Annotated in this window: 10 protein-coding genes; all 10 read left to right on the top strand. The window is 58.5% G+C overall.

Features of this window, described 5'->3' with window-relative positions:
* Window positions 1-7: 7 nt before the first annotated feature.
* The 10 genes from flgG to fliD all read left to right on the top strand — a co-directional run bounded on the left by flgG (window position 8) and on the right by fliD (window position 13,072).
* Window positions 8-793 carry a flagellar basal-body rod protein FlgG gene (gene flgG / locus JQ845_RS11765; RefSeq protein WP_003441792.1) on the top strand — a complete coding sequence of 262 codons (786 nt, stop codon included), beginning with the start codon at window positions 8-10 and terminating at the stop codon, window positions 791-793.
* Between the two features lie 16 nt (window positions 794-809).
* A complete protein-coding gene (gene flgH / locus JQ845_RS11770) occupies window positions 810-1,505 on the top strand; it encodes a flagellar basal body L-ring protein FlgH (protein WP_003441795.1) in 696 nt (231 codons plus the stop codon).
* Between the two features lie 18 nt (window positions 1,506-1,523).
* On the top strand, window positions 1,524-2,636 hold the full coding sequence (locus tag JQ845_RS11775; RefSeq protein ID WP_010656445.1) for a flagellar basal body P-ring protein FlgI: 1,113 nt from the start codon (window positions 1,524-1,526) through the stop codon (window positions 2,634-2,636).
* Between the two features lie 10 nt (window positions 2,637-2,646).
* A complete protein-coding gene (gene flgJ, locus JQ845_RS11780; RefSeq protein WP_003441801.1) occupies window positions 2,647-3,900 on the top strand; it encodes a flagellar assembly peptidoglycan hydrolase FlgJ in 1,254 nt (417 codons plus the stop codon).
* Window positions 3,901-3,910: 10 nt separating this feature from the next.
* Window positions 3,911-5,959 (top strand): flagellar hook-associated protein FlgK, encoded by a 2,049-nt coding sequence (flgK, locus tag JQ845_RS11785; RefSeq protein ID WP_203009020.1) that lies wholly within the window; start codon window positions 3,911-3,913, stop codon window positions 5,957-5,959.
* 14 nt (window positions 5,960-5,973) lie between these two features.
* Window positions 5,974-7,563: a flagellar hook-associated protein 3 gene (locus tag JQ845_RS11790; RefSeq protein WP_161718822.1), complete on the top strand. Its 1,590-nt coding sequence runs from the start codon at window positions 5,974-5,976 to the stop codon at window positions 7,561-7,563.
* A gap of 354 nt (window positions 7,564-7,917) precedes the next feature.
* On the top strand, window positions 7,918-8,847 hold the full coding sequence (locus JQ845_RS11795) for a ketoacyl-ACP synthase III (protein ID WP_003441810.1): 930 nt from the start codon (window positions 7,918-7,920) through the stop codon (window positions 8,845-8,847).
* A 287-nt stretch (window positions 8,848-9,134) separates the two neighbouring features.
* Window positions 9,135-11,177: a flagellin N-terminal helical domain-containing protein gene (locus tag JQ845_RS11800; RefSeq protein WP_203009021.1), complete on the top strand. Its 2,043-nt coding sequence runs from the start codon at window positions 9,135-9,137 to the stop codon at window positions 11,175-11,177.
* A 72-nt stretch (window positions 11,178-11,249) separates the two neighbouring features.
* Window positions 11,250-11,600, top strand: a complete 351-nt coding sequence (locus tag JQ845_RS11805) for a flagellar protein FlaG (protein ID WP_203009022.1) — start codon at window positions 11,250-11,252, stop codon at window positions 11,598-11,600.
* Window positions 11,601-11,710: 110 nt separating this feature from the next.
* Complete coding sequence (gene fliD, locus JQ845_RS11810; RefSeq protein WP_203009023.1) at window positions 11,711-13,072, top strand: flagellar filament capping protein FliD; 1,362 nt, start codon at window positions 11,711-11,713, stop codon at window positions 13,070-13,072.
* The last annotated feature ends 64 nt before the right edge of the window (window positions 13,073-13,136 follow it).

Here is a 13,136-nt window from a genome sequence, read left to right on the forward strand (position 1 = left end):
GAGCACCATGCTTCCGGCACTGTGGGTTGCAAAAACAGGTTTGGCTGCACAAGACACCAACCTGACCACCATTTCCAACAACCTGGCCAACGTCTCGACCACCGGTTTCAAGCGTGATCGTGCCGAGTTTCAGGACTTGCTGTACCAGATCAAACGCCAGCCCGGCGCCCAGTCGACCCAGGACAGCGAACTGCCGTCGGGCCTGCAGGTCGGCACCGGGGTGCGCATTGTCGGCACACAAAAGAACTTCTCGGCCGGCAGCTTGCAAACCACCGACCAGCCGCTGGACATGGCGATCAATGGCCGCGGCTTTTTCCAGATCATGCAGCCGGACGGCACCACGGCCTACAGCCGCGACGGTACCTTTCACCTGGATTCCAACGGCCAGATCGTCACCGCCAGCGGTTTTGCCCTGGAACCGGCAATTGTGGTGCCGGCCGATGCCCAGACTTTTACGGTCGGGCAGGATGGCACCGTGTCAGTAACGATTGCCGGCAACCCGGCCGCACAAGTGATAGGTAACGTGCAGACCGCCGACTTCATCAACCCGGCCGGTTTGCAGTCCCAGGGTGGCAACCTGTTCCTGGAAACCGCGTCCAGCGGCGCACCGCAGATCGGTACCCCGGGCCTCAACGGTTTTGGCACCACGATGCAAAGCACCCTGGAAACCTCGAACGTCAGCACCGTGGAAGAAATGGTCAACATGATCACCACCCAGCGCGCTTACGAGATGAACTCCAAAGTGATTTCCACCGCCGACCAGATGCTGTCGTTTGTCACGCAAAATCTGTAAGTACGCAGGAGCCGTCATGAAACCTTTTTGTTCTGTTCTGGCCTTGGCCGGCGTCACCTTTCTGGCGGGTTGCGTCAGCCCGCCACCACGGCCCAACGACCCGTATTACGCACCTGTCCTGCCGCGTACACCGCTGCCGGCAGCGGCCAATAACGGCTCGATTTACCAGGCTGGCTTTGAACAGAACCTGTACAGCGACCGCAAGGCGTTTCGCATTGGTGACATCATCACCATCACCCTGAACGAGAAAACTCAGGCGAGCAAAAACGCCAACTCGGCGATCGGTAAAAACAGCAATACCAGCATCGGCCTGACCTCGTTGTTTGGCGGCGGCCTGACCACCAACAACCCGCTGGGCGGTGGCGATCTGAGCCTCGATGCCGGCTACAGCGGCAGCCGCGCGACCAAGGGTGACAGCAAGGCCGGGCAGGGCAACAGCCTCACCGGTTCGATCACCGTGACCGTGGCCGATGTATTGCCCAACGGCATCATCGCGGTACGTGGCGAGAAGTGGATGACGCTGAACACCGGTGACGAACTGGTACGGATTGCCGGCCTGGTCCGCGCCGATGACATCAGCACCGACAACACCGTGTCCTCGACCCGGGTGGCTGATGCGCGCATTACCTACTCGGGCACCGGCTCGTTTGCCGATGCCAGTCAGCCGGGCTGGTTTGACCGCTTCTTCCTTAGCCCGCTGTTTCCTTTCTAATAAAGAGTCCATTTAGTGATGACCGCCCATCTCAAGCACTTGCTGGCAGCCGTACTGCTGATGTCGACCGCCCTGGGCGTTCACGCCGAGCGGTTGAAGGACATCGCCAGCATTTCTGGCGTGCGCTCCAACCAATTGATTGGTTATGGCCTGGTGGTCGGACTTAACGGTACGGGCGACCAGACCACACAAACCCCGTTCACCCTGCAGACGTTCAACAATATGCTCTCGCAGTTCGGGATCAAGGTGCCGCCTGGCTCGGGTAACGTGCAGCTGAAAAACGTCGCCGCGGTGTCCATCAGTGCCGATTTACCGGCGTTCGCCAAGCCGGGGCAGGTGATCGATATCACCGTTTCCTCCATCGGCAACTCCAAAAGCCTGCGCGGCGGCACGCTGTTGCTCACACCGCTCAAGGGTATCGATGGCAATGTCTATGCGGTCGCCCAGGGCAACCTGGTGGTGGGCGGTTTTGATGCCGAAGGTCGCGACGGTTCGAAAATCACCGTCAACGTGCCTTCGGCCGGGCGCATTCCCGGCGGAGCTTCGGTAGAGCGTGCGGTGCCGAGCGGTTTCAACCAGGGCAACAGCTTGACCCTGAACCTCAATCGTTCGGACTTCACCACGGCCAAGCGCGTGGTCGACAAGATCAACGACTTGCTCGGCCCCGGTGTCGCCCAGGCGATTGATGGCGGCTCGGTGCGTGTCACTGCGCCACTGGACCCGAGCCAGCGGGTCGACTACCTGTCGATCCTGGAAAACCTCGAAGTCGACCCGGGGCAGGCAGTGGCCAAAGTCATCATCAACTCGCGCACCGGCACCATAGTGATCGGCCAGAACGTCAAGGTTTCGCCTGCGGCCGTGACCCACGGCAGCCTGACCGTCACCATCACCGAAGACCCGATCGTCAGCCAGCCGGGCCCGTTGTCCAACGGCCAGACCGCTGTCGTGCCGCGTTCGCGGCTCAATGCACAGCAGGAAGCCAAGCCGATGTTCAAATTTGGCCCGGGCACCACGCTGGACGAAATTGTCCGGGCGGTGAATCAGGTTGGCGCGGCGCCTGGGGACTTGATGGCGATTCTCGAAGCGTTGAAACAGGCCGGCGCCCTGCAAGCCGACCTGATAGTGATCTGAGGCCGTCATCATGGATATGCGTAAGAGCGGTGCGGTCAGTGGCAGCGATTCGGGCGCCTTTACCGACCTCAATCGTCTGAACAAGCTGAAGGTCGGCGACCGCGAAAGCGACAGCAACATGCGCAAGGTGGCGCAGGAATTCGAGTCGCTGTTCCTCAACGAGATGCTCAAGTCCATGCGCTCGGCGAACGAAGTGCTGGGCAAGGACAACCCGCTCAACACCCCGGCGGCCAAGCAGTATCAGGAGATGTACGACCAGCAACTGTCGGTGACCTTGTCCCGTCAGGGTGGCGGTATCGGTCTGGCCGATGTGCTGATGCGCCAGATGTCGAAGAACAAGTCCGCAGTGCCGGGGGAGGCCGCCACGGTTGCCTTGAACCCTGAGGTGAAAACACCTGCCCCGGTCGCCCCTGCGATCGACAGCCCGTTTGTGCGCTCCAGCGGCCAGCGTCCGCTGTGGGCTTCGCGGGTGGCCACCAGCGCCGTGGAAAGCGGCCATAAAAACGATGTGGCGATGCTCAATCAGCGTCGTCTGGCCTTGCCGAGCAAGCTGACCGATCGCTTGCTGGCCGGGATCGTGCCTTCGGCCGATGCGGCCCGCTCAACCCTCAATACCGGTACGGTGCCCGGGCGCACCAGCCCGTCGCTGGATGCGGTGATCAAAGGCAGCCGTCACCCCATGCTCAGCGCCGGCGGTGTGCAAGGGCGGATGCAGATTTACGGGCGTGCCGTGGCGCAACCGCCATTGGCTCCGGCCAAACAGGCATTCGAGTCGCCGGACGCTTTTGTGGCCACCATGTTGCCGATGGCGCAGCAGGCCGCCGACCGTATCGGTGTCGATCCGCTGTATCTGGTGGCGCAAGCGGCACTGGAAACCGGCTGGGGCAAGTCGGTGATGCGCCAGCAGGACGGCAGCAGCAGTCACAACCTGTTCGGCATCAAGGCCACTGGCAGTTGGCAGGGGCCGCAGGCTCGGGCAATTACCAGCGAGTTCAAGGGCGGGCAGATGGTCAAGGAGACGGCGGACTTCCGTTCCTACGACTCCTATCAGGACAGCTTCCACGATTTGGTCACGCTGTTGCAAAGCAACAATCGTTATAAAGAAGTGCTGAACGCAGCCGATAAACCAGAGCAGTTTGTTCGCGAGTTGCAGAAGGCCGGTTATGCAACCGACCCTGAGTACGCGAGCAAGATTTCGCAGATTGCCAAGCAAATGAAGACCTACCAGAGCTACGTCTCGACGGGTTCTTTCACGCATTTATAAGGTTTGAACCATGGCGAGTTTGATCAACATCGGGATGTCGGGGCTGAACGCCAGCCAGGGGGCTTTGGCCACGGTCGGCAATAACATTGCCAACGCCAACACCTCGGGCTACTCGCGCCAGCAGATCGTGCAGGGCAGTGCCGGCTCGCAGCAAGTGGGCGGGGTGTTTATCGGCACCGGCACCACCCTGGCTGACGTGCGCCGGGTGTACAACTCCTACCTCGATGCGCAGTTGCAAACCACCACTTCATTGAACGGCGATGCCCAGGCTTACCTCGACCAGATAGGTTCGGTGGACAAGCTGCTGTCAGATAAAAGTACCGGTGTCTCGGCCGTACTCAACAGCTTCTTCTCGTCCTTGCAAACGGCGGCCGGCGCCCCCGGCGACGCGTCCGCCCGCCAGTTGCTGCTGACCAATGCACAAGCCTTGAGCAACCGCTTCAACTCGATCTCGACCCAGCTCAACCAGCAAAACGAAGGCATCAACAGCCAGCTGGACACCCTGACCTCGATGGTCAACCAGCACACGGCCACCATTGCCTCGCTGAACAAGCAGATCGCCCAGGCCACCACCGCCGGCAATACGCCGAACAACTTGCTGGATGCCCGCAACGAGGCCGTGCGTACCCTGAATGAACTGGTCGGAGTAACGGTCCAGGAACACGACAACGTCTATGACGTGACCCTGGGGACGGGGCAGGCGCTGGTGCAGGGCAATACCTCCAATACCCTGTCGGCGGTGCCGGGCAAGGTCGATAAAAGCCAGTTCAGCATTCAGATCAACTACGCGCAGTCCAGCTCTGACGTGACCTCGGTCATCTCCGGCGGCAAGATCGGCGGCCTGTTGCGCTATCGCGATGACGTGCTGGCACCGGCCATGAACGATCTGGGGCGCACCGCGATTGTGGTCGCCGACGCGATCAACAAGCAGTTGGGGCAGGGCCTGGATGCCAATGGCGAGTTTGGCTCGTCGATGTTCAACAGCATCAACAGCGCACAGGCCATCAGCCAGCGCAGCCTTGCCGCGACCGGTAACAGCCCGGGCTCGGGCAACCTGAACGTCAGCATCACCGACAGTGGCGCATTGACTGCCTACGACTATCAGGTGACGTTCACCAGCGACAAGGACTACACGGTCAGACGCTCGGACGGCACCAGCATGGGGGCCTTCAATCTGGATCAAAAGCCGGCTGCGGTCATCGACGGCTTCACCATGGACCTTAACGGTGGTGCGTTGAGCAAAGGTGATCAATTCAAGGTCAGCCCGACCCGCAACGGCGCCAGCAACATCGGCGTACAGATGAGCGATGCCAGTAAATTGGCGTTCGCCGGCCCTTTGGTGGCAGGCAAGGGCGGCTCCAACAGCGGTACGGGGGCCTTGAGCACGCCGATCCTGTCCTCGGCGCTGGATATTTACGCGGGTGCGGACCTCGGCCTGGCGCAGTCGCAGATTGAAGGCGCAATGCCGGTACGGATTGCTTTTGACGAAGCTGCAAACGGCGCCCAGGGCTACCGCGTGCTGAACGAAAAAGGCGAGGAAATCGGTAAAGGCACCCTAGTGCCGGGCCAGGACAACAAGGTCACGATCAACCTGCCGGTGCTGGACGCTGCGGGCTTGCCGGTCACAAACGCCGACGGCACGCCGAAAACCATTGGCTTTGACACCACCATCAGCGGGTCGCCGGCCAAGGGCGACAGCTTCGACATCAAGTTCAACAAGGACGGCAAGGCGGACAACACCAACGCCAACCTGTTGCTGGGCCTGCAAACCAAAGCCACGGTCGGCGTCGGCAAGGACGGCACCGGCGGCGTCAGCATGGGTTCTTCCTACAGCCAGTTGGTGGCGAAAGTCGGTGGCCAGGCCAGTCAGGCCGCCGTCGACGGCACGGCCAACACCGCCGCGCTGGCGTATGCCACGCAGACCCGCAGCTCGGTGTCCCAGGTCAACCTGGATGAAGAGGCCTCCAACCTGGTCAAGTTTCAGCAGTACTACACCGCATCGTCGCAGATCATCAAAGCGGCGCAAGAAACCTTCAGCACGCTGATCAACAGTCTTTAAGGGAGTCCTCGACGATGCGTATCTCTACTTCCCAGTTTTTTGAGTCGACCAGTGCCACCTACCAGAACAACTTCTCGTCGGTGATCAAGACCCAGAGCCAGATCGACTCCGGCGTGCGCATTCAGACCGCTGGCGATGATCCGGTGGGTGCCGCGCGCCTGCTGCAATTGCAGCAGCAAAAAGACATGTTGGGTCAGTACACCACCAACATGAACGGTATCAAGGCGTCGCTGGGCAGTCAGGAAACCATCCTCGACAGCATCAACACCGCCCTGCAAAAGGCCAGTGAGCTGGCTCTGGGGGCTGGCAGCGGGAAAAGCGATGCCGATCGCGCGACGATTGCCAGCGAACTGGGGAGTATCGAAGACCAGGTGTTCAGCCTGCTCAACAGCAAGGATGCCGCGGGCAACTATATGTTCTCGGGCTCCAAGACCGATACGCCGCCCTATACCCGCAACAACGATGGCACTTACAGCTATCAGGGCGACGATACCCAGCTCAATCTCAAGGTCTCGGACACCCTGAGCCTGGCCGGCAGCGACACGGCCAAAAGCTTTATGGAAAACTCGGTCAATACCGGGCGTACACAGGTCACTGCACTGCCGGTGGTAGACGCAACCGGTGCGGTTATCCCGGACAATGGCAAGGTTTCGCTGTCCGCCGGTTTGATCACCTCAAGCCCGGTGTTCAATAAAGGCTTTGCCGAGGGTCAGCCCTACACCCTGGAATTCACCAGCAGCACCCAGTACAAGCTGACTGACGCCCAGGGCAAGGACGTGACCTCTGAAGTGCCAGGCAATGGTGTCTTCGATTCCACCAAGGAGGGTGCTCACAGCATCAGCCTGCGCGGCGTATCGTTCGACATCAACCTGAACCTCAAGGACATCCCGGCAGCCGATCAGGATGCGGCGGTGGCGGGGCACTCTTTCACCCTCGAGGCCAAACCCGACACCTTCAACACCTCCCGTACCCCGAGCAATACCTCGACGGCACAGATCACCGGGACTGGCGTGGCGGATGCCAAGGCCTACAGCGACAGCTTTCCGGGCAATGGTGCGGTGATCAAATTCACCAGTGACACCGAATACGAAATCTACGCCCAGCCAGTGACTGCCAGCAGCAAGTCGATTGCCACCGGCAGCATGACCGGCGACACGCTCAGCGCCATGGGGGTTACCTTCGATTTCACCGGCGCGCGCGCGGCTGGCGACCAGTTTGTGGTCAACAGCAACAACCACCAGAGTCAAAGTGCGCTGGACACCATCAGCCAGCTGCGTAAAGCGCTGGTGATCCCCAGCGACAAAGATCCGGCGGCCCAGCAGATCCAGAAAGACGCCATCAACTCGGCCATAGGCAATCTGAAAAACGCCAGTGCCGGGGTCGACAGTGCCCGGGGTTCGATTGGTGCGCGCTTGAAGGCGGTGGATATCCAGACCGACGAAAACATCAGCATGGGCCTGGCCAACGATTCCACCACTGCCGCCATTGGCAACACAGACATGGCTGGTGCTTCGATCGACCTGGCATTCCAGAAAGCCATGCTTGAAGCCTCGCAACTGGCCTTCGTCAAGATCTCCCAGCTGAGCCTGTTCAATCAGCTGTAATGCAGAATTTGCAGCATACCTGTGGGAGCTGGCTTGCCAGCGATACCGGCAAAACCGGCCTGTCTGAAGGGGCAGGGTGATGCTATCGCCGGCAAGACGACTCCCACTTGATCCTCGGTTTACCCGAAACGTTTTGTAAAAAACCGCACCAAATCGAGTGACCTATGAGTCATAACGCGCATCTTCACTGTATCGTGTGAAACGTACGGGCGGGTGCCGGGCCTTTTCCAGGCTGTTTTGTCTATTTTCATGCACCCATATTCGCCGCTTTTTGCGCGACTAAGCCCTTTTATTGTCAGCGCCCCTTGATTGTTCGAGCGGGTGATCTCCAGCTATTAGTATTGGGAAGCCACAATGATTGGCATTAAAAGCATCGCCAGTTACGTGCCTGCAAACGGTGTAGACAACTATGCCCAGGGCGCGAAGTTCTCCAAGGACGAAGACTTCATTCTGGGCAAGATTGGCTCGGCGTTTCTGCCGCGCAAAGATGCTGACCAGGAAACCTCGGACCTGTGTGTCGAGGCCGTCAACGCACTGTTTGCCAACAATCCGCAGCTCAAGCGCGAATCCATCGACGCGCTGATCGTCGTGACCCAAAACGGTGACGCAGAAGGTTTGCCCCACACCGCTGCCATCGTCCAGGACAAACTGGGCCTGCCGACCCACGTGGCCGCCTTTGATATTTCCCTGGGGTGCTCGGGCTATGTCTACGGCATCTACGCGATGAAAGGCTTCATGGAAGCCACGGGCCTGAAAAACGGCCTGCTGATCACCGCCGACCCGTATTCGAAAATCGTCGACCCCGAAGACCGCAACACCACCATGCTCTTCGGCGACGCCGCTACCGCCACCTGGATGGGTGAAGACGCACCCTGGCAGCTGGGCAAGGCCAAGTTCGGCACCGACGGTTCGGGTGCCCCGCACTTGAAAGTCAGCGACGGCGTGTTCTTTATGAATGGCCGCCAGGTATTCAACTTCGCGTTGCTTAAAGTGCCTGCACACTTGCACGAGTTGATGGACGAGTCGCAACTGACCTCCCAGGACATCGACGCCTTCTGCATCCACCAGGGCAGCGCGGCGATCGTTGATGCGGTCGCTCGGCGCTTCGAAGGCGAGCCGGAGAAGTTCATCAAGGACATGGTCGAGACCGGCAACACCGTGTCCTCGAGCATTCCGTTGCTGCTGGAAAAGCACGTGATGGACACCCCTGACTGGAAGCGCGTGGCCCTGAGCGGCTTCGGCGTAGGCCTGTCATGGGGCTCGGCGATCATCTATCGCCCTTGAGCTGAGGCTTGAACCACAAAACGCCCATGGCCAGAAGCCATGGGCGTTTTGCGTTGTGGCGTCCCCACTGCAGGAGCTGGCAAGCCAGCTCCCACAGGCAAACAGATCAGCTCCGGGTCTGTGTAACCCCTTGAAACACAAGGGCTGGCCCCCTGCCAGTAAAAAAAATTAAAAAACCCCTCAAGCAACCTGCATTCACGACGATAACTATTACGAAGGTTCTCTAGGCCACACCCGGCGGTTGCCAGGGCCGGAAGCCGCAGTATTCATCCAATGAGGATTTCGTCATGGCTTTATCAGTAAACACTAACGTCACGTCCCAGACCGTTCAGAAGAACCTGAACAAAGCCGGCGATGCGCTTAGCACCTCGATGACCCGTCTGTCTTCCGGCCTGAAAATCAACAGCGCCAAAGACGACGCAGCCGGCATGCAGATCGCCAACCGTCTGACCTCCCAGGTCAAAGGCATGACTGTCGCTATCGCCAACGCCAACAACGGCACGTCGATTGCCCAGACAGCTGAAGGCGCGATGCAAGAATCGACCAACATTCTGCAACGTCTGCGTGAACTGGCCCTGCAGTCCGCGAACGGTGATAAAAGCGACGCTGACCGTGCATCCCTGCAACAAGAATTCACGGCGAAAACCGGTGAACTGACCCGTATCGCCCAGACCACCACTTTTGGTGGTCGTAACCTGCTGGATGGTTCTTTCACCAACCAGGCTTTCCAGATCGGTGCTGACGCTAACCAGACCATCTCCTTCGGCATGTCTGATATCAGCGCCACTGGTTTGAAAGGTACTTATAGCGAAGCGACCGTAGGTGGTGCAGCGATGCAGAACCTTTCGGCCACTGCTACCGGTTCCGCGCTGGCAACTGCTACCACTACTACCACTACACGTACCGTCAATGCAGCTACGGTGACTGGTACGCCAGAGATGACACTAACGTCGGGTGGTGGTGCATCGACTATGTCTGCAGCAGATGTAATTACAATTAACGGTAATAAAGTCGCAGTCACGGACAACATGAAAGGTACCGCACTGGCGGCCGCGATTACTGCCGCAGATAAGACTGTTACAGCAACTTTCAATGACACGACCGGTGAAATGACGCTCTCCTCAGCGTCCAATATTACAGTCGGTGGTGCAGATGCTGGTAATGCAGGCCTTACTGCTACCACTACTAACGTAACAGCTAGTGCTGCAACTACTGGTTCTGCTGTTCCTGCTCTGAAAACCGGCGGGGCTTCAACCCTGCTGGCTACAGATGAAATTACCATCAACGGTAAAAAGCTTGCAGTGACAGATGCCATGGACGGTGCTGCACTTGAGGGCGTTATCAACGCAGCGGGCGCAAACGTGACGGCCAAATTTGATAACATCACTGGCCAGATGTCGCTGACTTCGACCGATGCCATCGTTGTTGGTGGTGCTGATGCTGCGAAATCCGGTCTGACCGCTACTTCTGCCAACACCACCGCCGCAACCACCACCACCCCGAAAGCTGAAGGTTCGGCCATGGGTACTGCGGGTGAAATCTCCATCAATGGCGCGTCTGTTTCGTGGTCCAAGACTGATACCGTTACTCAGGTTCTGGACAAGATGAAGGCCGTTGACGGTATCAAATCAGCTTCCCTGAATGCTGAAGGTCGTGTGGAGCTTACTTCCACAGACGGCAAGGATATTAAACTGGCCAACACTGCAGGTGGCTCGCTGGCGCAGTTGGGTCTGGCTGCCGGTACTTCCCAGGCCAAACTGAACGCTGATACCTCGATCGAGCTCAATGGCGTTGAAGTCAAATTCAAGAAAGGTGATAGCGCTGACACCATCGTTTCGTCGATCAACAGCGCCAGCACCGGTGTTACCGCCAGCAAAAACGCTGATGGCACTTTGAAGTTGTTCTCCAACAAAGACATCACTATCAAGGATGGCAGTGCCGGTACAGGTCTGGATGCCCTGGGTCTGAACCCGAAAACGGGCGCCACTGATACCACCAAAGCCACCACTGTAGAAACCACGGTATCCGACCTGAGCATCCTGACTGCCGCTGATTCCCAGCGTACTGTCCAGGCTCTGGCCGATGCGATCTCGCAGATCGATACACAGCGTTCGGCGCTGGGTGCAGTACAAAACCGTTTCACCAGCACCGTGTCCAACCTGCAAAGCATCTCCGAGAACTCCTCGGCTGCGCTGGGTCGCGTTCAGGACACCGACTTCGCTTCCGAAGCCGCTGAGCTGACCAAGCAACAAACCCTGCAACAGGCATCCACCGCGATCCTGTCCCAGGCGAACCAGCTGCCATCCGCTGTCATGAAACTGCTTCAGTAACTTCAGCGCTCGGTTGACAACGGAAGGGCGCGTTTACGTGCCCTTCCGTTTTTTCAGTTGTGAGGTGATGACATGGACATGAGCATCAAGCTGAATACTCTTTACCCGACCGCAACTATCCCATCCAGCCCCATGCCAGCTTCGGTTGCCGGGTTCCGGACCGACGCTGTAACAGCCCCCGTATCAAGCAAGCTGCCTGAGCGTGCGCAGCTGGAAAAAGCGGTTAGTGACATCCAGGAATTCGCGCAGTCCACTCAGCGCAAGCTGGATTTTTCGATTGATGACACCACTGGGGTAATGGTGGTCAAAGTCATCGCCAGCGAAAGTGGAGAGGTCATTCGCCAGCTGCCTTCAGAGGTGGCCCTCAAACTGGCGCAAAATCTGGCTGATCCCAACAGCCTGCTTTTTCAGGCTGAGGCTTGAAGGTGGCATGAATTGTGATGCTGTCTGCCTTCTTGGCGTTGTGCGTCAATAAAGCGATAGCCAGCCAGCGGTAGCTAACAAGCGGCAGCCACCGAATAAGGAGAGTACAGATGGCCAGTTCAACCATTACGGGTGTCGGATCCGGTTTTGATACGGTCGGCATTGTTAAAGCCCTGGTTGATGCAGAAAAAGCACCCAAACAGAGTCAGATCACCAAGCTGCAAACCAGCACCACCACTCAGCTGTCGGCTGTGGGCACGATTAAAGTCGCGCTCGAAACTTACCGCACGGCCATTGGCAAGCTCAACACGGTTTCGAGCTTTAACGGCCTGGCCGCGACCTCATCCGACGAAAAAATTTCCAAGGTCACCATTGATGACAATGCGTCCAGCGGTACATACGCGCTGAAAGTCACGCAATTGGCCACGGCTTCAAAAATTACCAGCAAGGTGTTTGAGGGCGGGACCTCGGCGGTGGTTAACGCCGGTACCAAGGACACTACCCTGACCATTTCGCAGTCCGATAACGACTACAACGTGTCGATTCCGCCGGGTGCGACCATCCAGCAGACCCGTGACGCAATCAACTCCCAGCTGCAATCCAAGGGCATCAGTGCCAACGTACTGAGCGACGCCAACGGCTCGCGTCTGGTGATCAGTTCGCAAACCACCGGCAAGGGCACCGATATCACCATCAGTGGTGACTCCGAGTTGTCCACCGGCTTTGACGCCGGCAAGCCGCCGCTCAATGCCGAGTACAGCATCGATGGCGTTGCCATGGAGTCATCGAGCAATAAAGTGACTTCGGCCATCAGTGGCGTAAGCCTTGAGTTACTGGACACCAAGGACTCCACCATTACTGTGGCGTCCAACACCACCACGCTGAAAGCTTCGGTTCAATCGTTTGTCAGCGCCTACAACGCGCTCATGACCAGTATCAATACGCAAACCAAGGTAACGGCGACAGGTGATGCTGCGACCACTACCTCGGGCGCCCTGACTGGCGATGCATCGATGCGTCAATTGGTCAGCGGCATTCGCAACGAACTGCTGCAAAACACCAGCGGATCGAGCGTGGGTAACCTGTCCCAGATGGGCATCAGTACCGACGAGAAAACCGGACTGTTGAACCTCGATGACACCAAGTGGAACGCTGCCGTCGCGACCAAGGACGGTGCTAACGAGATTGCCAAGGTGTTCGCCGGCGATACCGGATTAGTGGCCCGTATGACTAAGGCTACCAGCAGCTACGTCGGCACTACGGGCCTGTTGGCCAGCCGCGCCACAGACCTCAATACCAAACTGACAGACCTGACAACCCAGCAAGCGGATCTGGATCGTCGAATGGAAGCCCTGAAAACTTCCCTGACCTCCAAGTACACCGCCATGGACACCCTGATCGCGAAAATCAACGCCAGCAGCTCCAGCATCATGACCACTCTGAACTCGCTGAATAACCCTAAATCCAGCTGATTTCCCGCAGCCGGATCACTAAAGTTTTAGCCGTGACAGTCGACATAAAGATCAAGTCCTGGCC

The sequence above is a fragment of the Pseudomonas paraversuta genome, assembly GCF_904063065.1.
Classification (GTDB): Bacteria; Pseudomonadota; Gammaproteobacteria; order Pseudomonadales; family Pseudomonadaceae; genus Aquipseudomonas; species Aquipseudomonas paraversuta.

Bases quoted from the DNA above. Each gene is read 5' to 3' on its own strand.
- flgG (WP_003441792.1), top strand. From the start codon at position 8: ATGCTTCCGGCACTGTGGGTTGCAAAAACAGGTTTGGCTGCACAAGAC.
- flgH (WP_003441795.1), top strand. From the start codon at position 810: ATGAAACCTTTTTGTTCTGTTCTGGCCTTGGCCGGCGTCACCTTTCTG.
- JQ845_RS11775 (WP_010656445.1), top strand. From the start codon at position 1,524: ATGACCGCCCATCTCAAGCACTTGCTGGCAGCCGTACTGCTGATGTCG.
- flgJ (WP_003441801.1), top strand. From the start codon at position 2,647: ATGGATATGCGTAAGAGCGGTGCGGTCAGTGGCAGCGATTCGGGCGCC.
- flgK (WP_203009020.1), top strand. From the start codon at position 3,911: ATGGCGAGTTTGATCAACATCGGGATGTCGGGGCTGAACGCCAGCCAG.
- JQ845_RS11790 (WP_161718822.1), top strand. From the start codon at position 5,974: ATGCGTATCTCTACTTCCCAGTTTTTTGAGTCGACCAGTGCCACCTAC.
- JQ845_RS11795 (WP_003441810.1), top strand. From the start codon at position 7,918: ATGATTGGCATTAAAAGCATCGCCAGTTACGTGCCTGCAAACGGTGTA.
- JQ845_RS11800 (WP_203009021.1), top strand. From the start codon at position 9,135: ATGGCTTTATCAGTAAACACTAACGTCACGTCCCAGACCGTTCAGAAG.
- JQ845_RS11805 (WP_203009022.1), top strand. From the start codon at position 11,250: ATGGACATGAGCATCAAGCTGAATACTCTTTACCCGACCGCAACTATC.
- fliD (WP_203009023.1), top strand. From the start codon at position 11,711: ATGGCCAGTTCAACCATTACGGGTGTCGGATCCGGTTTTGATACGGTC.